The sequence below is a fragment of the Streptococcus oralis genome, assembly GCF_019334565.1.
GTDB classification, from domain to species: Bacteria; Bacillota; Bacilli; order Lactobacillales; family Streptococcaceae; genus Streptococcus; species Streptococcus oralis_CR.
The window spans coordinates 1031490-1052223 of sequence record NZ_CP079724.1 but is presented as its reverse complement, the minus strand read 5'-3'; the positions used below and the strand labels follow the sequence as shown (position 1 = coordinate 1052223).

General features: G+C 39.5%; 21 protein-coding genes. 17 read left to right on the top strand and 4 right to left on the bottom strand.

Features of this window, described 5'->3' with window-relative positions:
* The 15 genes from KX728_RS05210 (at window position 1) to lacG (ending at window position 13774) form a co-directional block, all read left to right on the top strand.
* Window positions 1–858: a phosphotransferase family protein gene (locus tag KX728_RS05210; protein ID WP_215804631.1), complete on the top strand. Its 858-nt coding sequence runs from the start codon at window positions 1–3 to the stop codon at window positions 856–858.
* A 1-nt stretch (window position 859) separates the two neighbouring features.
* Window positions 860–1738, top strand: coding sequence for a DMT family transporter (locus KX728_RS05205; RefSeq protein WP_000791842.1), 879 nt, complete (start codon window positions 860–862; stop codon window positions 1736–1738).
* A gap of 11 nt (window positions 1739–1749) precedes the next feature.
* Window positions 1750–2439, top strand: coding sequence for a sugar phosphate nucleotidyltransferase (locus KX728_RS05200; RefSeq protein WP_000643950.1), 690 nt, complete (start codon window positions 1750–1752; stop codon window positions 2437–2439).
* 190 nt (window positions 2440–2629) lie between these two features.
* On the top strand, window positions 2630–3106 hold the full coding sequence (locus KX728_RS05195; RefSeq protein WP_042902325.1) for a PTS sugar transporter subunit IIA: 477 nt from the start codon (window positions 2630–2632) through the stop codon (window positions 3104–3106).
* A 37-nt stretch (window positions 3107–3143) separates the two neighbouring features.
* On the top strand, window positions 3144–3449 hold the full coding sequence (locus KX728_RS05190; protein ID WP_125391036.1) for a PTS sugar transporter subunit IIB: 306 nt from the start codon (window positions 3144–3146) through the stop codon (window positions 3447–3449).
* 54 nt (window positions 3450–3503) lie between these two features.
* The gene (locus KX728_RS05185; protein WP_125415866.1) at window positions 3504–4979 is read left to right on the top strand and encodes a PTS galactitol transporter subunit IIC; all 1476 of its coding nucleotides are present in this window, start codon (window positions 3504–3506) and stop codon (window positions 4977–4979) included.
* Between the two features lie 107 nt (window positions 4980–5086).
* Window positions 5087–5983 carry an aldose 1-epimerase family protein gene (locus KX728_RS05180; RefSeq protein WP_215804632.1) on the top strand — a complete coding sequence of 299 codons (897 nt, stop codon included), beginning with the start codon at window positions 5087–5089 and terminating at the stop codon, window positions 5981–5983.
* A gap of 286 nt (window positions 5984–6269) precedes the next feature.
* Entirely contained in the window at window positions 6270–6695 is a 426-nt protein-coding gene (lacA, locus tag KX728_RS05175; RefSeq protein WP_000029277.1) for a galactose-6-phosphate isomerase subunit LacA, read from the top strand.
* Window positions 6696–6725: 30 nt separating this feature from the next.
* Entirely contained in the window at window positions 6726–7241 is a 516-nt protein-coding gene (lacB, locus tag KX728_RS05170) for a galactose-6-phosphate isomerase subunit LacB (protein WP_001216921.1), read from the top strand.
* A 10-nt stretch (window positions 7242–7251) separates the two neighbouring features.
* Window positions 7252–8181 carry a tagatose-6-phosphate kinase gene (locus KX728_RS05165; RefSeq protein ID WP_000604299.1) on the top strand — a complete coding sequence of 310 codons (930 nt, stop codon included), beginning with the start codon at window positions 7252–7254 and terminating at the stop codon, window positions 8179–8181.
* Between the two features lies 1 nt (window position 8182).
* Window positions 8183–9163 (top strand): tagatose-bisphosphate aldolase, encoded by a 981-nt coding sequence (gene lacD, locus KX728_RS05160; RefSeq protein ID WP_001229130.1) that lies wholly within the window; start codon window positions 8183–8185, stop codon window positions 9161–9163.
* 236 nt (window positions 9164–9399) lie between these two features.
* The gene (locus tag KX728_RS05155; protein ID WP_101799987.1) at window positions 9400–10236 is read left to right on the top strand and encodes a PRD domain-containing protein; all 837 of its coding nucleotides are present in this window, start codon (window positions 9400–9402) and stop codon (window positions 10234–10236) included.
* 35 nt (window positions 10237–10271) lie between these two features.
* Window positions 10272–10589 carry a PTS lactose/cellobiose transporter subunit IIA gene (locus tag KX728_RS05150; RefSeq protein WP_001078328.1) on the top strand — a complete coding sequence of 106 codons (318 nt, stop codon included), beginning with the start codon at window positions 10272–10274 and terminating at the stop codon, window positions 10587–10589.
* Window positions 10589–12283, top strand: a complete 1695-nt coding sequence (locus KX728_RS05145; protein ID WP_001037310.1) for a lactose-specific PTS transporter subunit EIIC — start codon at window positions 10589–10591, stop codon at window positions 12281–12283. The genes KX728_RS05150 and KX728_RS05145 overlap by 1 nt, the downstream gene beginning before the upstream one ends.
* Before the next feature lie 84 nt (window positions 12284–12367).
* A complete protein-coding gene (gene lacG, locus KX728_RS05140) occupies window positions 12368–13774 on the top strand; it encodes a 6-phospho-beta-galactosidase (RefSeq protein ID WP_049484411.1) in 1407 nt (468 codons plus the stop codon).
* Between the two features lie 39 nt (window positions 13775–13813).
* On the opposite strand, the gene KX728_RS05135 is transcribed toward lacG, so the two are convergent.
* The 4 genes from KX728_RS05135 to nrdH form a co-directional block, all read right to left on the bottom strand.
* Window positions 13814–14581, bottom strand: a complete 768-nt coding sequence (locus KX728_RS05135) for a DeoR/GlpR family DNA-binding transcription regulator (RefSeq protein WP_042902319.1) — start codon at window positions 14579–14581, stop codon at window positions 13814–13816.
* A gap of 140 nt (window positions 14582–14721) precedes the next feature.
* Entirely contained in the window at window positions 14722–15684 is a 963-nt protein-coding gene (gene nrdF, locus KX728_RS05130) for a class 1b ribonucleoside-diphosphate reductase subunit beta (RefSeq protein WP_000451378.1), read from the bottom strand.
* Between the two features lie 194 nt (window positions 15685–15878).
* On the bottom strand, window positions 15879–18038 hold the full coding sequence (gene nrdE, locus KX728_RS05125; protein ID WP_215804633.1) for a class 1b ribonucleoside-diphosphate reductase subunit alpha: 2160 nt from the start codon (window positions 18036–18038) through the stop codon (window positions 15879–15881).
* 80 nt (window positions 18039–18118) lie between these two features.
* A complete protein-coding gene (gene nrdH, locus KX728_RS05120; protein ID WP_000259241.1) occupies window positions 18119–18337 on the bottom strand; it encodes a glutaredoxin-like protein NrdH in 219 nt (72 codons plus the stop codon).
* A 361-nt stretch (window positions 18338–18698) separates the two neighbouring features.
* Here nrdH and KX728_RS05115 point away from each other — a divergent pair, with 361 nt between their 5' ends.
* Complete coding sequence (locus KX728_RS05115; RefSeq protein WP_000146948.1) at window positions 18699–18962, top strand: phosphocarrier protein HPr; 264 nt, start codon at window positions 18699–18701, stop codon at window positions 18960–18962.
* A 5-nt stretch (window positions 18963–18967) separates the two neighbouring features.
* The gene (gene ptsP / locus KX728_RS05110) at window positions 18968–20701 is read left to right on the top strand and encodes a phosphoenolpyruvate--protein phosphotransferase (RefSeq protein ID WP_215804634.1); all 1734 of its coding nucleotides are present in this window, start codon (window positions 18968–18970) and stop codon (window positions 20699–20701) included.
* Window positions 20702–20734: the final 33 nt, after the last annotated feature.

The following is a 20734-nucleotide window of genomic DNA, read 5'->3' as shown; positions in this document are numbered from 1 at the left end:
GTGGAAAAACTCATCAAAGAAAAAATTTCTTCTTTACTATCTAATGAAGAGGAAGTACTCAGTGTTGAACAGTTGGGAGGCATGACCAACCAAAACTATTTGGTTAAAACAACCAACAAACAGTATATTGTGAAATTTTTTGGTAAAGGGACTGAAAAACTCATCGATCGTCAAAATGAAAAGTACAATCTTGAACTTTTAGAGGATTTAGATTTAGATGTCAAAAATTATCTCTTTGATATTGAGTCAGGGATCAAAGTAAATGAATACATCGAATCAGCAGTAACTCTTGATTCAACATCAATTAAGTCCAAGTTTGAAAAGATTGCACCAATTTTACAAACCATCCATGCTTCAGGGAAAGAATTAAGAGGAGAATTTGCTCCTTTTGAGGAAATCAGCAAATATGAATCCTTGATTGAAGGACCTATCCCTTATGAAAACTATGAAGCTGTAAGAAAAGATGTATTTTCACTAGAAAAGAGTTTGGCTGATTTGGGAGTTGATAGAAAGTCCTGTCACATCGATTTGGTACCAGAAAACTTTATCGAGTCACCACAAGGTCGTTTGTATTTGATTGACTGGGAATACTCTTCTATGAATGACCCGATGTGGGATTTGGCAGCTCTTTTCTTAGAATCTGAATTTACAAAGCAAGAGGAAGATGATTTCCTTTCCTACTACGAAAGCGTCAAAACGCCTGTATCACGTGAGAAGATTCGTATCTATAAAATCTTGCAAGATACTATCTGGAGTTTGTGGACAGTGTACAAAGAAGCTCAAGGGGCTGATTTTGGAGATTACGGTGTCAATCGTTACCAAAGAGCTGTCGAAGGTTTGACTTATTATGGAGGTTAGGATGAAGAATAAAAATGGTGTTTCCTTTGGTCTGCTCTCTGGTATCTTCTGGGGATTAGGTCTAACAATTAGTGCTTATATCTTTTCAATTTTTACAAATCTTTCACCTTTTGTGGTGGCTGCCGCTCATGATTTCTTGAGTATCTTTATCTTGTTAGCTTTTCTTTTGGTAAAAGAAAGAAAAGTTCGTCTCTCGATTTTCTTAAATATTCGAAATGTAAGTGTAATTATCGGTGCTTTACTAGCAGGACCTATTGGTATGCAGGCCAATCTTTATGCAGTTAAATATATCGGTAGTTCTCTAGCTTCATCTGTATCGGCTATTTACCCAGCAGTTTCAGTTTTGCTAGCCTTCTTCATTTTGAAACACAAGGTTTCAAAGAATACAGTATTTGGTGTTTTCTTGATTATTGCAGCGATCATTGCTCAAACCTACAAGGTTGAACAAGTTAACTCGTTTTACATTGGGATTCTTTGTGCCCTTATCTGTGCCATTGCCTGGGGGAGTGAAAGTGTTCTCAGCTCCTATGCTATGGAAAGTGATTTAAGTGAAATTGAAGCCTTGTTAATCCGACAAGTAACCTCATTCTTATCCTATCTTGTGATTGTGCTCTTTTCTCACCATTCATTTGCAGAAGTGGCAGATGGGCAATTATTCGGTCTCTTGATTGTCTTTGCGGCCTTTGATATGATTTCCTACTTAGCTTATTATATCGCCATTAATCGCTTACAACCTGCGAAAGCGACAGGTTTGAATGTGAGCTATGTAGTTTGGACTGTCTTATTTGCAGTTATTTTCTTGGGTGCACCGCTAGATATGCTGACAATCATCACTTCACTTATTGTTATGGCTGGTGTTTATATTATTATTAAAGAATAAAGGAGATTCGTGTGAAAGCGATTATTTTAGCAGCGGGCTTAGGAACTCGTCTGCGCCCTATGACTGAAAATACCCCAAAAGCTTTGGTTAAGGTTAATCAAAAACCCTTGGTAGAATACCAAATCGAGTTTTTGAAAGAGAGAGGAATTGATGAGATTATCATCGTTGTCGGTTACCTCAAAGAACAATTTGACTACCTAAAAGAAAAATATGGTGTCCGTTTAGTCTTTAACGACAAGTATGCTGATTACAATAACTTTTACTCACTTTATCTAGTAAAAGAAGACTTAGCTAACAGCTATGTCATCGATGCAGATAACTATCTTTTCAAAAATATGTTTCGAAACGATCTTAAACGTTCTACCTATTTTAGCGTTTATCGTGAAGACTGTACCAACGAGTGGTTCTTAGTTTATGGTGATGACTACAAGGTTCAAGACATTATTGTTGACAGCAAGGCTGGTCGCATTCTGAGCGGAGTTTCATTCTGGGATGCACCAACTGCTGAGAAGATTGTTGGCTTTATTGACAAAGCTTACGAAAGTGGTGAATTTGTTGATCTCTACTGGGACAACATGGTTAAGGATAATATCAAAGAATTGGATGTCTATGTCGAAGAATTAGAAGGAAATAGCATCTATGAAATTGATAGTGTAAAAGATTACCATAAATTAGAAGAGATTTTATCTACTATTGAGTAAGGAAATAGAAGAAGGCTTGGGCCTTCTTTTTTTGTGTATTTTATAACAAGAATGTTTGATATTGATTGTATTCTTTAAATGAAACAAAAATTACAAAAAAATGAACAAAATAAAACAAAAATTATTGACAACGATTTCATATAGTGTTATACTTATTTCATAAAAGATAATTGAAAGAAGGGAAAATGTTATGGGATTAGATCATTTCTTTGACAAAAACCTGGTGTTTTGCTTAGAAGCGGATAATCAAGAACAACTCTTTGATCAGGTAGCAAGCTTGTTGGAAGAACGAGGAATTGTCACTCCAACTTATCGTGAAGCCTTGATCACGCGTGAAAAGTCATTTCCAACTGGTTTAGATATGGAATTTCTAGGTAAGGACTTGCCAAATGTAGCGATTCCTCATACAGATATTGTTCATAATCTAGCTGAAAAAGTGGTGGTTGTTCGACTAGAAAAACCGGTAACTTTTCACAATATGATTGCTCCTGATAAGGAAGTAGCAGTATCCCTACTCTTCTTTATCATTAATAACTCAAGTTCAAGTCAAACAAATATTCTGGCTCAGTTGATGGACTTTTTCACAGGAAATGGACATCTGGAAGATCTATCAAAAATTTCCGAACCAGAAAAACTTTATGCTTACATTGCTGAAGCAACCGCTTAATCTTGTCTATTAAAAAATAAAATCGGAGGAAATCCAAATGATTAAAATTCTTGCTGCCTGCGGTGCAGGTGTTAACTCAAGTCACCAAATTAAAAGTGCTCTAGAAGAAGAACTTTCAAACCGTGGTTATGACGTTCACTGTGATGCCGTCATGGTGAAAGATGTGAACGAAGACCTTATCAAGGGCTATGATATCTTTACACCAATCGCTGCAACTGACCTTGGTTTTGAACCTGGTATTCCAGTAATTGAAGCTGGACCAATCTTGTTCCGTATTCCAGCGATGAGCACTCCAGTATTTGACAATATTGAAGCAGCTATCAAAGAACACGGACTAAGCTAATTTATTCTTTATCTTGTTAACATTCATATAACTAAAAAAACGGGAGGAACTATTATGGATGTCATTATCGAACTAGCCAATAAGATTTTCAAGCCAGTCTTGGAAATGGGTGGTCCTATCATCATGCTGATCATCTTGACAGTATTGGCTCTACTTTTTGGAGTGAAATTCTCCAAAGCGCTTGAAGGTGGTATCAAACTTGCCATCGCCCTTACTGGTATCGGTGCTATCATCGGTATGCTCAACGGAGCTTTCTCAGCATCACTTGCGAAATTCGTTGAAAATACTGGTATTCAATTGAATATCACTGACGTTGGTTGGGCACCACTTGCAACCATCACTTGGGGATCTGCTTGGACACTGTATTTCTTGCTTGTAATGTTGATTGTCAACGTTGTGATGCTTGCAATGAAGAAAACAGATACACTTGACGTCGATATCTTTGATATCTGGCACTTATCAATTACTGGTCTTTTGATCAAATGGTATGCAGACAACAATGGTGTTAGCCAAGGGGTTTCACTTTTCATCGCAACTGCAGCAGTTGTCCTTGTAGGTGTTTTGAAAATCATCAACTCTGACTTGATGAAACCAACATTCGACGACCTTCTTAATGCTCCAAGTTCATCACCAATGACTTCAACTCACATGAACTACATGATGAACCCAGTTATCATGGTCTTGGATAAGATCTTCGATAAAGTATTGCCAGGTCTTGATAAATACGACTTTGACGCTGCAAAATTGAACAAGAAAATCGGTTTCTGGGGATCTAAATTCTTCATCGGTTTCATTCTTGGTATCGTTATTGGTTTGATGGGTACTCCACACCCAGTTGCAGGTGTAGAAGGAGCTGATAAATGGGAACTTGTTATTAAAGGTTGGTTGAGCCTTGGTTTGACTGCCGGTGTCTGCTTGGAGCTCTTCTCACTTATCGGATCTTGGTTCATCGCAGCCGTAGAACCACTTTCACAAGGTATTACAAACGTTGCTACTAAACGTCTTCAAGGACGTAAATTCAACATCGGTCTTGACTGGCCTTTCATCGCTGGTCGTGCTGAAATCTGGGCTTGTGCCAACGTACTTGCACCAATCATGTTGATTGAAGCAGTGCTTCTTTCTAATGTCGGAAATGGTATCTTGCCACTTGCAGGTATCATCGCCATGGGTGTGACTCCAGCTCTCTTGGTTGTTACACGTGGTAAATTGCTCCGTATGATTATCTTCGGAACACTCTTGTTGCCTCTCTTCCTTCTTTCTGGTACTCTTATCGCACCATTCGCAACAGAACTTGCTAAAGGTGTAGGTGCCTTCCCAGAAGGTGTGAACCAATCTCAATTGATTACTCACTCAACTCTTGAAGGACCAATTGAAAAACTATTTGGTTGGGCAATCGGTAATGCTACAACAGGTGATATCAAAGCAATCCTTGGTGCAGCAGTCTTCCTTGTATTCTATGTAGGTATCTTTGCTTGGTATAGAAAACAAATGATCAAACGTAACGAAGAATACGCAGCAAATGCTAAATAATTCGCTCCTATAAAATGTAAATTGTGAAAACTAGGTTGTCAATTTCCGACATTGGGAGTGGCAACCTAGTTTTTTATATAAAAAACTAAAAATAGTTGGAGAACATTATGGTAATTGAAATCAAATCAGACCAGTTAACGGTCCAGTTTAAAACCTTAGGTGGCGCCTTATCGTCAATTAAGGACCGAGATGGCATTGAGTACTTATGGCAAGGAGATGCCACTTACTGGAGTGGACAGGCTCCAGTACTTTTTCCAATCTGTGGTTCTTTGAGAGAGGATACAGCAATCTATAGTCACGCAGATGGAACGGAAACTAAAGGAAGCATTCCTCGTCATGGTTTGGTCCGTAAAAATGAATTCAAATTAGTTGATCAAACAGAAAATAGCGTATCTTTTGCTATCGAATATGATGAGAATACTTATCAGAACTATCCTTATCATTTCCGCCTTGAAATCACTTATCTAGTGAATGGCAAGACTGTCCGTACTCAATACAAAGTTTTCAATAGAGAAACTAATAAAGTAATGCCATTCTTTATAGGAGGACATCCAGGCTTTAATTGCCCTCTACTAGATGGCGAAACTTATGAAGATTACTATTTAGAGTTTGAGAAAGAAGAGACTTGCTCTGTTCCTCGTCCTTTCCCAGAAACTGGAATGTTAGATTTCCAAGATAGAAGTCCATGGTTGCATTCTCAAAAGGAAGTGGACCTCAGTTACGATCTGTTTAGTGTTGATGCAGTGACTTTGGATGAGTTGCAATCCAGAACAATTTCCCTTCGTTCTCGTAAACATGAGAAGGGATTAAAAGTACACTTCCAAGAGTTTTCAAATCTCATCATTTGGTCAACTTTGAATAAGGGACCATTCATTGCTTTTGAACCATGGTCTGGCTTGTTAACATCTCTTGAAGAAGGAAATCATCTAGAAGATAAGAAGAATGTTCGTCTCCTAGAACCTGATCAAGTAGATCAGATTGGCTTTGATATTGAAATATTTTAGATAAAAAACCACAAAAACAAACATTTACTGTTGACTTTTTCTATAAATAGGAGTATATTATGTTTGTAAGCAACAAATGATGTTTGTAACAAACAAATAATCACTTGTTATATTCTCTTTCGAGGAGAAAGTTTGTTTCTAGGAACTTGATTTCCTAGACTTGGATAAGCTATCGAACAGCTTATTCAATCAAATTTGTCACTAAACTGCTAGAAAGTCTTTTGTAGGTAAACTGCTAACTATAAAAGTCTTTACTAGCCTAGAATAATAAAAAGGAGTATACAATATGTCTATTGTTATCGGTGCAGATGCTGCAGGTTTGAGATTGAAAGAAGTTGTGAAAGACTTCTTGGAAAAAGAAAACTTCCACGTTGTGGATGTTACAGCTGAAGGTCAAGACTTTGTTGATGTGACTCTTGCTGTTGCTGCAGAAGTAAACAAAGAAGAACAAAACCTTGGTATCGTGATTGATGCTTATGGTGCTGGTCCTTTCATGGTTGCAACAAAAATCAAAGGAATGGTTGCTGCAGAAGTATCTGACGAACGTTCAGCTTATATGACTCGTGGTCACAACAACTCACGTATGATCACTATGGGTGCACAACTTGTTGGTGATGAATTGGCTAAAAATATTGCTAAAGGTTTTGTTAACGGTAAATACGACGGTGGACGTCACCAAATTCGTGTTGATATGTTGAACAAAATGTGCTAATTAGATTACAGTAAGAAAGGTAAGATAAAAATGAGAATTGCAATTGGATGTGACCACATCGTAACAGATGAAAAAATGGCGGTTTCAGAATTTTTGAAATCAAAAGGATATGAAGTCATTGACTTTGGTACTTATGACCACACACGTACTCACTACCCAATCTTTGGTAAAAAAGTTGGTGAAGCTGTTACAAGCGGTCAAGCCGATCTTGGGGTATGTATCTGTGGTACTGGTGTTGGTATCAACAACGCTGTAAACAAAGTCCCAGGAGTTCGTTCTGCCTTGGTTCGTGATATGACAACAGCTCTTTACGCAAAAGAACAATTGAACGCCAACGTTATTGGTTTTGGTGGTAAAATCACTGGTGAATTGCTCATGTGTGATATCATTGAAGCTTTCATCAATGCTGAATACAAACCATCAGAAGAAAACAAAAAATTGATTGCGAAAATCGAGCACGTTGAAACTCACAATGCTCATCAAGCAGATGCAAACTTCTTTACAGAATTCCTTGAAAAATGGGATCGCGGTGAATACCACGACTAAGAGGTGACGCATGATTTTAACAGTCACGATGAATCCATCCATTGATATTTCTTATCCTTTGGATGAATTGAAAATTGACACTGTCAACCGTGTGGTGGACGTGACCAAGACAGCTGGTGGTAAAGGTCTCAATGTTACACGAGTTCTTTCAGAATTTGGTGATTCTGTTGTTGCTACTGGTTTGGTCGGTGGTAAACTTGGTGAGTTTTTGGTAGAGCATATCGATGATAAAGTAACGAAACGTTTCTTCTCCATTCAAGGAGAGACTCGTAACTGTATCGCTATTCTGCACGGTGACAACCAAACAGAAATCCTTGAAAAAGGTCCCGAAGTTCTGGAACAAGAAGGGCAAGATTTCTTGGCTCATTTCGAAAATCTCCTTGACACTGTGGAAGTAGTTGCTATCTCTGGTAGCCTGCCAGCAGGTCTTCCAGTTGACTACTATGCAAGCTTAGTAGAACTTGCTAATCGCAAAGGAAAACCAGTTGTTCTAGATTGCTCAGGTGCAGCACTTCAGGCAGTTCTTGAATCACCACACAAACCAACAGTAATCAAACCAAATAACGAAGAATTGTCTCAGCTTCTTGGGAAAGAAGTTTCTGAGGATTTGGATGAATTAAAAGAAGTTCTTCAAGAGCCTTTATTTGCAGGGATTGAGTGGATAATTGTTTCACTTGGTGCAAATGGTGCTTTTGCAAAGCATGGGGATACTTTCTACAAGGTTGATATTCCAAGAATTCAGGTAGTGAACCCTGTTGGATCTGGAGATTCTACTGTGGCAGGGATTTCCTCAGGTCTTCTTCATAAGGAATCTGATCAAGAACTCCTCATCAAGGCCAATGTCCTTGGTATGCTCAATGCCCAAGAAAAGATGACAGGTCATGTCAATATGGCCAACTATCAAGCTTTATATGATCAATTAATAGTAAAAGAGGTATAAAATGGCTTTAACAGAACAAAAACGTGCACGCTTAGAAAAACTTTCAGATGAAAATGGCATTATCTCCGCTCTTGCCTTTGACCAACGTGGTGCTTTGAAACGCCTTATGGCTCAATACCAAACAGAAGAGCCGACAGTGGCTCAAATGGAAGAACTCAAAGTCTTAGTTGCAGATGAATTGACAAAATACGCATCCTCTATGCTTCTTGACCCAGAGTATGGTCTTCCAGCTACAAAAGCGCTTGATCCAAATGCTGGTCTTCTCCTTGCTTATGAGAAAACTGGCTACGATACAACTAGCACTAAACGCTTGCCTGACTGCTTGGATGTTTGGTCTGCAAAACGCATCAAAGAACAAGGTGCAGACGCTGTTAAGTTCTTGCTTTACTATGACGTAGACAGCGCTGACGAACTCAACCAAGAAAAACAAGCCTACATTGAACGCATCGGTTCAGAGTGTGTGGCAGAAGATATTCCATTCTTCCTTGAAATCTTGGCTTACGATGAAAAAATTGCTGATGCTGGCTCTGCAGAATACGCAAAAGTGAAACCACACAAGGTTATTGGTGCTATGAAAGTCTTCTCAGACCCACGCTTTAACATCGATGTCTTGAAAGTAGAAGTTCCAGTCAACGTCAAATACGTTGAAGGCTTTGGCGATGGTGAAATCGTGCATACTCGTGAAGAAGCGGCAGCTTTCTTCAAAGCGCAAGACGAAGCAACAAATCTTCCATACATCTACTTGAGTGCGGGTGTATCAGCTAAACTCTTCCAAGAAACGCTTGTCTTTGCCCACGAATCAGGTGCAAACTTCAACGGAGTTCTTTGTGGCCGTGCAACTTGGGCTGGATCAGTTGAAGCCTACATCAAAGACGGTGAAGCAGCAGCTCGTGAGTGGTTGCGTACAACTGGATTTGAGAACATTGACGAACTCAACAAGGTTCTTCAAACAACAGCGACTTCATGGAAAGAACGTGTATAAGTTTCCCCCCTAATCTTAGGAACATTGATCTAAATAAAAATTTTAAAAAAAGTTGAATGTAAAGGTTTACAAAAAAACTGACTTGTGCTATACTTAAATCACAAGTTAATACAAGGTGAGTGTTACTAAGTAATATTAGGCATGATCACAGGTGAATTAGAAATCAAAGGATTTTCTAGTTCATTTGTGGTCATTTTTTGTACTCATATACCTTTAAGATATAAAAGGAGGTTGACATGTATCGAATTCTAAATCCAATGAATCACAATGTTTCACTTGTCAGAAATGACAAAGGAGAAGAGGTGATTGTAATTGGTAAGGGGATTGCATTCGGAAAGAAGAAGGGGGATTTGATTGCTGAAAATCAGGTTGAGAAAATCTTTCGGATGAAGACCGAAGAGTCAAGAGAAAACTTTATGGCTCTCCTCAAAGATGTTCCGCTTGATTTTATCACAGTGACTTATGAAATCATTGATAAGCTATCAAAGAAATATCATTATCCGATTCAAGAGTATCTCTACGTAACCTTGACAGATCATATTTACTGCTCTTACCAAGCTCTAGCACAAGGAAGGTACAAGGATAGTAATCTGCCAGATATTTCCACTAAGTATCCTTTCGCTTTTCAAATCGCAAAGGAAGCCTTTGAAATCTATCGTCAGAAGTTGACAGATCATTTCCCTGAGGATGAAATTATTCGGATCGCTTATCATTTCATCAATGCCGAAGGGGAGAATGAAGTTCAAGTGGTTGAGTCGATTGATAAGAGGAAAGAAATTCTCAGGAATGTCGAAGAAGTGCTAAAGGGTTATGCAATTCAACGAACCAAAGAGAATAATCATTTCTATGATCGTTTTATGATTCATTTGAATTATTTCTTGGATTATTTAGACAGATCTAGAGATGATAACCAATCACTTCTGGATATGGAAGATCATATTAAACAATCCTATCCAAAAGCGTTCGAGATTGGTTCCAAGATCTATGATGTGATTACGCAACATACGGGTCTTGATTTGTATAAAAGTGAACGAGTTTATCTAGTTCTACATATCCAACGTTTATTGTCATAAAAATTTAATTAAAAATACATAAGGAGAATTCTATCATGAATAGAGAAGAAGTAACATTGTTAGGTTTTGAAATCGTAGCCTATGCTGGCGATGCTCGTTCAAAACTATTGGAAGCCTTGAAGGCTGCTGAAGCTGGCGATTTTGCGAAAGCTGATACTCTCGTAGAGGAAGCTGGTGGTTGCATCGCTGAGGCTCATCACGCGCAAACAAGTCTATTAACTAAGGAAGCTTCAGGTGAGGACTTAGCCTATAGTGTAACCATGATGCACGGTCAGGATCACTTGATGACAACTATCTTGTTAAAAGATTTGATGCACCATTTAATCGAACTCTACAAGAGAGGAGTTAAGTAATGAATAAATTAATTGCTTTTATCGAGAAAGGAAAGCCTTTCTTTGAAAAACTGTCTCGTAATATCTACCTTCGTGCCATTCGAGATGGTTTCATTGCTGGAATGCCAGTTATTCTCTTCTCAAGTATCTTTATCTTGATTGCTTTTGTACCAAACTCATGGGGCTTTAAATGGTCTGACGATGTTGTCAATCTCCTCATGAAACCTTATAGCTATTCAATGGGGATTCTAGCTCTCTTGGTAGCTGGTACAACAGCTAAGTCATTGACCGACTCAGTAAACCGTAGCATGGAGAAAACCAACCAAATCAACTATATGTCGACACTTTTGGCTGCGATTGTTGGTTTGTTAATGTTAGCAGCTGATCCTATCGAAAATGGACTAGCTACTGGATTCTTGGGGACAAAAGGTTTGCTTTCGGCCTTCCTTGCTGCCTTTGTTACTGTAGCCATCTATAAGGTTTGTGTTAAGAACAACGTCACTATTCGTATGCCTGACGAAGTTCCACCAAATATCTCACAAGTCTTTAAAGATGTGATTCCATTCACTCTATCAGTGGTTTCTCTTTATGCTCTTGATTTACTAGCTCGTCATTTTGTTGGTGCAAGCGTAGCTGAATCAATCGGTAAATTCTTTGCACCATTATTCTCAGCTGCTGATGGCTATCTAGGTATTACCATTATCTTTGGTGCCTTTGCCTTCTTCTGGTTTGTTGGTATCCATGGTCCATCTATCGTTGAACCTGCTATCGCAGCGATTACCTATGCAAATGCCGAAGTCAACTTGAACCTTCTCCAACAAGGTATGCACGCTGACAAGATTCTTACTTCTGGTACACAAATGTTTATCGTTACCATGGGTGGTACTGGTGCGACACTGGTTGTTCCATTCATGTTCATGTGGTTAACCAAATCGAAACGTAACCGTGCAATCGGACGTGCTTCAGTAGTTCCAACTTTCTTTGGTGTAAATGAACCAATCTTGTTTGGTGCACCGCTTGTCTTGAACCCAATCTTCTTTATTCCATTCATCTTTGCGCCAATTGCCAACGTATGGATTTTTAAATTCTTCATTGAGACGCTTGGCATGAACTCATTTACTGCCAACCTTCCTTGGACAACACCAGGTCCGCTCGGTATTGTTCTCGGTACAAACTTCCAATTCTTGTCATTTGTACTTGCTGCTTTGTTAATCCTTGTTGACGTAGCCATCTACTATCCATTCCTCAAGGTTTATGATGAACAAATCCTTGAAGAAGAACGTTCTGGTAAAGCCAATGATGAATTGAAAGAAAAAGTAGCTGCAAACTTCAATACTGCCAAAGCAGATGCTATTCTTGAAAAAGCTGGTGTAGAAGCAGCGCAAAACACAATCACAGAAGAAACAAATGTTCTCGTTCTCTGTGCAGGAGGAGGTACAAGTGGTCTCCTTGCAAATGCTCTAAACAAGGCAGCTGCAGAGTACAAAGTTCCTGTTAAAGCAGCAGCTGGTGGCTATGGTGCTCACCGTGAAATGTTGCCTGAGTTTGATCTGGTTATCCTTGCTCCTCAAGTTGCTTCAAACTTTGAAGACATGAAGGCCGAAACCGACAAACTTGGTATCAAACTTGCCAAGACAGAAGGTGGCCAATACATTAAACTGACTCGTGATGGAAAAGGCGCTCTTGCCTTTGTTCAAGCGCAGTTCGAAGAGTAAAATGTAAATAGCAAAGAAGTGAGATGGCGGAACTCCTCCCAACTCTATCTCCATCTCATTTCTATTTCTTGAAAGGTGAATCAAATGACAAAAACACTTCCAAAAGACTTTATTTTTGGCGGGGCAACAGCAGCCTATCAAGCAGAAGGTGCGACCAATACCGATGGTAAAGGACCAGTTGCCTGGGACAAATACCTCAAAGATAACTACTGGTACACTGCTGAACCAGCCAGTGATTTCTACCACAAATACCCAGTTGACCTCAAACTTGCAGAAGAGTATGGTGTCAATGGTATCCGTATTTCAATCGCTTGGTCACGTATCTTTCCAACTGGTTATGGGAAGGTTAATGACAAGGGGGTTGAGTTCTATCATAATCTATTTGCAGAATGTCACAAACGGCATGTTGAGCCCTTTGTAACTCTTCATCACTTTGACACGCCAGAAGCTCTACATTCAAATGGAGACTTCTTAAACCGTGAAAACATTGAACACTTTGTAGACTACGCGGCTTTCTGTTTTGAAGAATTTCCTGAAGTTAACTATTGGACAACCTTTAATGAAATTGGGCCAATTGGTGATGGTCAATACTTGGTTGGGAAATTCCCTCCAGGTATTCAGTACGACCTTGCCAAAGTCTTCCAATCTCATCACAATATGATGGTGTCGCATGCGCGTGCAGTCAAGCTATATAAAGGTAAAGGTTATAAAGGTGAAATTGGTGTGGTTCATGCCCTGCCTACTAAGTATCCTCTGGATCCAGATAATCCAGCAGATGTTCGAGCGGCTGAGTTAGAAGATATCATTCACAATAAATTTATTTTGGATGCAACTTATCTAGGACGATATTCCGAAGAAACCATGGAAGGTGTCAACCATATCTTAGCAGTCAATGGTGGAAGCTTAGATTTGCGTGAAGAAGACTTCGCAGTCCTAGAAGCTGCAAAAGACTTGAACGACTTCCTAGGAATTAACTACTATATGAGTGATTGGATGCAAGCCTTTGATGGAGAGACGGAAATCATCCACAATGGAAAAGGTGAAAAAGGAAGCTCTAAGTATCAGATTAAGGGAGTTGGTCGTCGTGTAGCTCCTGATTATGTCCCACGTACCGATTGGGATTGGATTATCTACCCTCAAGGTTTGTATGACCAAATCATGCGCGTGAAGAAAGATTATCCTAATTACAAAAAAATCTACATCACTGAGAATGGTCTCGGATACAAAGATGAGTTTGTGGATGGGACAGTCTACGATGATGGGCGGATTGATTATGTTAAGAAACATATGGAAGTGATTGCATCTGCAATCTCTGATGGAGCCAATGTCAAAGGATACTTTATCTGGTCGCTAATGGATGTCTTTTCTTGGTCAAATGGCTATGAAAAGCGTTACGGTCTCTTCTATGTTGATTTTGAGACTCAGGAGCGCTATCCAAAGAAATCGGCTCACTGGTACAAGAAACTAGCTGAGACACAACTTATTGATTAAAATTCAACAAAAATTCCCCGCCAAAAGGCAGGGGAATTTTTATGGTTTTGATAAAAGAATGGTTGTTTGTTTCGATAGATCTTCAAATGTTTCCTGACTCAGTTTGGAATCTGAAACGATGGTATCAATCTCTGAGATATTGTAGAAAGTGTAAAAATCAAACTTATTAAACTTGCTGTGGTCTGCCAGTAAGTATTTTTTATTGGCATTGTTCAAGGCGATTCGTTGAACCTCGCCCTCTTCTTCACTGAAAGTAGCAATAGCTTTATCCTTGATACCATTACAACTTACAAAAGCTTTAGAAAACTGAAGATTGGCTAAATCCTGCAGGGTAAGTGTTCCCACAAAAGCTCCAGTGATAGAGCGATAATTTCCACCAATCAAAATCAAATCTGTTAGTTTTCGTTCGTTTAGGATGAGAAAAACTGGAAGACTGTTTGTTACAACACGAATATTATCAATTGGGAGTTCACGAGCAAAACATTCTAAGGTTGTTCCTGGCCCGATAAAAATGGTTTCACCTTCGTCAATCAAATGACCTGCAAAACGGCTAATTTCTTGTTTTTCAGCAATCTGCAAGCCTTGTTTTTCAACGTTTGAGCGTTCGTTGTTTAAGAGAGAACCTGTACGAAGTTTTTCAGCGCCACCATGCACACGAACCAGCAAATCTTTATCTGCCAATTCTTGTAAGTAGCGGCGAGCTGTCATATCTGACACATCAAGACTCTCCATAATCTCTTTTACAGTAATAGTGCCTTTTGTGTTTACTGCTTCTAGAATACTATCTAGTTTTTCTTGCTTTAGCATCCTTATCACCTCGATTTCTACTATTATTATCTTACCATAAAACGCTCAATTAATCAAATAGAAAAAAACAAAATAAAACAAAAAACAAAAATATCATGGTTGTTTTAAACAAACCATGATATTTTGAATGATCGGCCAAATTAGTCTAAACCGTAGTTGTAGTCCTCGTCTTGCATGGCTTCAACTTCACCAAGGAGGTAACCATTTCCGACTTGAGAGAAGAAGTCGTGGTTAGAAGTTCCTGTTGAAATACCGTTCATAACGATTGGGTTGACATCATCAGCTGAATCTGGGAAGAGTGGATCTTGTCCTAGGTTCATAAGAGCCTTATTGGCATTGTAACGAAGGAAGGTTTTAACTTCTTCGGTCCAACCAACACCGTCATAGAGACTTTCTGTATAACCTTCTTCGTTCTCATAGAGGGTATAGAGCAGGTCGTACATCCACTCTTTGAGCTTTTCTTGCTCTTCTTCAGGTAATTCATTGAAACCAAGTTGGAATTTGTAACCAATGTAAGTTCCGTGAACAGACTCATCACGAATGATCAGTTTGATGATTTCCGCAACGTTGGCCAATTTGTTGTTACCGAGATAGTAGAGGGGGGTGAAGAAACCAGAGTAGAAGAGGAAGGTTTCAAGGAAGACACTGGCAACTTTCTTTTCTAGTGGGCTACCATTGAGGTAGATTTCATTGATAATTTCTGCTTTTCTTTGTAGGTAGGGATTAGTGTTGGTCCATTCAAAGATTTCTTCAATTTCAGCCTTGGTATTCAAGGTTGAAAAGATAGAAGAGTAAGATTTTGCGTGAACAGATTCCATAAACTGGATGTTGTTGAAAACAGCTTCCTCATGCGGTGTACGGATGTCTGAGCGAAGCGCCTGAACTCCTGTTTCAGATTGCATGGTATCCAAAAGGGTCAAACCACCAAAGACTTTTCCTACTAAGTCTTTTTCTTTGTTTGATAGTTTTCTCCAGTCGTCTAGGTCATTTGACAAGGGGATACGCGTATCGAGCCAGAATTGCTCTGTCAGCTTTTCCCAAGTTGATTTGTCGATGACATCTTCGATGGCATTCCAGTTAATGGCTTTGTAGTAAGTTTCCATTTGAAATCTCTTTCTGTATGTAATAATGCGATTGCCGAATCATCTCTATTTTATCATAGTCTGAGAAGAGTATCGCACAAAAAGTCGGAAACCCGACTTTTTAGTTTTTCATAGTATTTAAGATACTTATCAAGTTTTGTCTGGCGGTTAACTTAATCAGTAGTCTGAGAAAACGTGGCTGCCTCAGATAAAAATTAAATCACACAGCTTTCACATTGGTTAGCACCGACTTCTCCACCATCGTCTGTAAAGGTACGGACGTAGTAGATAGACTTGATACCCTTGTTAAAGGCATAGTTACGAAGGATAGATAGGTCACGTGTCGTTTGTTTGTTTTCTTTCTTCCATTCGTAAAGACCTTTTGGAATGTCGCTACGCATGAAGAGGGTGAGTGAAAGCCCTTGGTCCACGTGCTCAGTCGCAGCAGCGTAAACATCAATCACCTTACGCATATCCATGTCGTAAGCAGAAGTGTAGTAAGGGATAGTATCTGTTGACAAACCTGCAGCAGGATAGTAGATTTTACCGATTTTCTTCTCTTGGCGTTCTTCAATGCGTTGCGTAATCGGGTGGATAGATGCAGAAACATCGTTGATGTAACTGATAGAACCATTTGGAGCTACAGCAAGGCGGTTTTGGTGATAAAGACCATCTGCTTGAACCTTTTCGCGAAGTTCAGCCCAATCAGCAGCACTTGGAATAAAGACATCTTTGAAGAGTTCTTTAACACGGTCTGATTTTGGAACAAATTCGCCTGTCACGTACTTGTCGAAGTAGCTTCCGTTAGCATAGTCTGATTTTTCAAAGTTGTGGAAGGTGATACCACGTTCACGCGCTATGTTATTAGATTCTACCAAGGTCCAGTAGTTCATAAGCATAAAGTAGATGCTTGTAAATTCAATTGACTCATGTGATCCGTACTCAATCAGTTGTTGGGCAAGGTAGCTATGAAGCCCCATAGCACCAAGACCAAAGGTGTGAGCTAAACTGTTTCCGTGGTCGATAGTAGGGACAGCTACGATGTGTGAACTATCTGTAACGAAAGTCAAAGCACGAACCATCGCACGGATAGAACGACCAAAGTCAGGTGAAGTCATCATGTTGACCACGTTGGTTGAACCAAGGTTACATGAAACGTCTGTTCCCATTTGAAGGAATTCTTGAGCATCGTTGATCAAGCTTGGTTCTTGAACTTGAAGAATCTCAGAACACAAGTTACTCATGATAATCTTACCATCTACTGGATTCGCACGGTTGGCTGTATCAATGTTGACGACATAAGGGTAACCAGATTCTTGTTGCAATTTAGAAATTTCAGTTTCCAAATCACGAGCTTTGATTTTTGTCTTGCGGATGTTTGGATTTGCGACTAATTCATCATATTTTTCAGTGATGTCGATGTAGTTGAATGGCACACCGTACTCAAGCTCTACAGAGTAAGGGCTAAAGAGATACATTTCTTCATTTTTACGAGCTAATTCGTAGAATTTATCGGGCACCACAACTCCAAGTGAGAGGGTCTTAACACGAACCTTTTCATCGGCATTTTCTTTCTTAGTTGAAAGGAAGGCGATGATATCTGGGTGAAAGACATTGAGGTAGACAACCCCAGCACCTTGACGCTGACCCAATTGGTTAGAGTAGGAGAAACTGTCTTCGAAGAGTTTCATAACTGGAACGACACCAGAAGCTGCTCCTTCATAACCTTTGATAGGTGCGCCAGCTTCACGAAGGTTGCTTAGAGTAATACCTACACCACCACCGATACGTGAAAGTTGAAGAGCTGAGTTGATAGAACGTCCGATAGAGTTCATGTCATCAGTTACTTGAATCAAGAAACAAGATACCAACTCCCCACGACGAGCACGACCTGCGTTCAAAAAGGAAGGAGTAGCAGGTTGGTAGCGTTGGTGGATGATTTCATTGGCAATATCAGTCGCAATTGCTTCGTCCCCGTCAGCAAAATAAAGTGCATTAAAGAAGACGCGGTCTTCCATACTTTCAAGGTAATATTCACCGTCATTAGTCTTCAAGGCATACTGGTTGTAAAACTTATAGGCAGCCATGAATGATTTGAATTGGAAGTTTTGGTCTTTGATAAATTGATGCAATTCTTCCAAAAACTCTGGACGGTATTTCTTGAGAAATGCAGTTTCGATGTAGTTGTGTTCAATGAGGTAGTTGATTTTATCAGTAATTGAATCAAAAACCATTGTATTTGGAACCACATTCTCTTTAAAGAAGGCATCCAAGGCTTCCTTATCTTTATGAAGCATGATTTGTCCATTAACAGGACGGTTGATTTCGTTATTGAGACGGAAGTAAGTTACGTCCTCAAGATGTTTTAATCCCATAAAATTTCCTTTATCTAATTACAAAAGAAAGGCCTCTAAGTTAGCCCTAGAAGCAATCTCTTCTGGATGATGTACTAAGATTATGCTAATTGTTTCAGTTTTCCTGGTTGGAAGCCTGAAAAGACCTCAGTTGGTGTTTGGATAACAGGAGCAGCGCTGAAACCGAGCTCTTTAACTTGATCGACGTACTCAGGTTGCTCGTCGAGATTGATCTCACGATAAGCGACATTGTTGCTATCCAAGAAACGCTTGGTCATCTTACATTGGACGCAGTTGTTTTTAGAATAAACCGTTACCATTTTCGTAACTCCTCATAAAATTTGATTACTTTCTTAGTATATCAGAAAAAAAAACTTTGTCAAACTTTTTAAACTAAATCTTGTGCTAAAAAGTTACAGTTTCAAAAACAAAGCACAAGATATAGTGTTTTGTCAGAGTGTAAAATTGGGTTTTCATTGAACTATCAAAGTTTATCAAAACAAAAAAACTATATACTGTATATTGGTAAGATAAATAGAAGATTTTCAGCAAGTTATCTGAAAGGAAATAGAAGAAAGTCCATAAAACACTTGAAAAATAATCTAGAAGGTGATATAATACAGTCTTGTAAGGGTTATCACATATAATCCAAAAAAGAAATAACTAAAGGAGAGTCAAACTATGGCTTCTAAAGATTTCCACGTAGTGGCAGAAACAGGTATTCACGCACGTCCAGCAACATTGTTGGTTCAAACAGCTAGCAAATTTGCTTCAGATATCACTCTTGAATACAAAGGTAAATCAGTAAACCTTAAATCTATCATGGGTGTTATGAGTCTTGGTGTTGGCCAAGGTGCTGACGTTACAATTTCAGCTGAAGGTGCAGATGCTGACGACGCAATCGCTGCTATCACTGAAACTATGGAAAAAGAAGGATTGGCATAAGGAAAATGACAGAAATGCTTAAAGGAATCGCAGCATCTGACGGTGTTGCAGTTGCAAAAGCATATCTACTCGTTCAACCGGATTTGTCATTTGAGACTATTACAGTCGAAGATACAAACGCAGAAGAAGCTCGCCTTGATGCCGCTCTACAGGCATCACAAGACGAGCTTTCTGTTATTCGCGAGAAAGCAGTAGGTACGCTCGGTGAAGAAGCAGCTCAAGTTTTTGACGCTCACTTAATGGTTCTTGCTGACCCAGAAATGATCAGCCAAATCAAGGAAACAATCCGTGCTAAGAAAGTGAATGCAGAAGCAGGTCTGAAAGAAGTAACAGACATGTTTATCACTATCTTTGAAGGCATGGAAGACAACCCATACATGCAAGAACGCGCAGCGGATATCCGCGACGTGACAAAACGTGTATTGGCTAACCTCCTTGGTAAAAAGTTGCCAAACCCAGCTTCTATCAATGAAGAAGTGATTGTGATTGCGCATGACTTGACTCCTTCAGATACAGCTCAATTGGACAAAAACTTTGTAAAAGCTTTTGTAACTAACATTGGTGGTCGTACAAGCCACTCTGCTATCATGGCGCGTACGCTTGAAATTGCAGCAGTATTGGGTACAAACAATATCACTGAAATCGTTAAAGATGGTGATATTCTTGCCGTTAACGGTATCACAGGTGAAGTTATTATCAACCCAACTGATGAGCAAGCAGCAGAATTCAAGACTGCTGGTGAAGCTTATGCGAAACAAAAAGCTGAATGGGCTCTCTTGAAAGATGCTAAAACAGTAACTGCTGATGGCAAACACTTTGAATTGGCTGCCAACATCGGTACTCCAAAAGACGTTGAAGGTGTCAATGATAACGGTGCTGAAGCTGTTGGTCTTTACCGTACAGAGTTCTTGTACATGGATTCTCAAGACTTCCCAACAGAAGACGAGCAGTACGAAGCTTACAAGGCTGTACTTGAAGGAATGAACGGTAAACCTGTTGTCGTTCGTACAATGGATATCGGTGGAGATAAGGAACTCCCTTACTTCGATATGCCTCACGAAATGAACCCATTCCTTGGATTCCGTGCCCTTCGTATCTCTATCTCTGAGACTGGAGATGCTATGTTCCGCACACAAATCCGTGCCCTTCTTCGTGCGTCTGTTCACGGTCAATTGCGTATCATGTTCCCAATGGTTGCGCTCTTGAAAGAATTCCGTGCAGCGAAAGCAGTCTTTGACGAAGAAAAAGCAAACCTTCTTGCTGAAGGTGTTGCAGTTGCGGATAATATCCAAGTTGGTATCATGATTGAAATCCCAGCAGCAGCAATGCTTGCAGACCAATTTGCTAAAGAAGTTGACTTCTTCTCAATTGGTACAAACGACTTGATCCAATACACAATGGCAGCAGACCGTATGAACGAACAAGTTTCATACCTTTACCAACCATACAACCCATCAATCCTTCGTTTGATTAACAACGTTATCAAAGCAGCTCACGCTGAAGGTAAATGGGCTGGTATGTGTGGTGAGATGGCTGGTGACCAACAAGCTGTTCCTCTTCTTGTAGGAATGGGCTTAGATGAGTTCTCTATGTCAGCAACATCAGTACTTCGTACACGTAGCTTGATGAAGAAACTCGATACAGCTAAGATGGAAGAGTACGCAAACCGTGCCCTTACAGAATGCTCAACAATGGAAGAAGTTCTTGAACTTCAAAAAGAATACGTTAATTTTGATTAATCAAAAAGTCCTTGCAACCCAGTTGCAGGGATT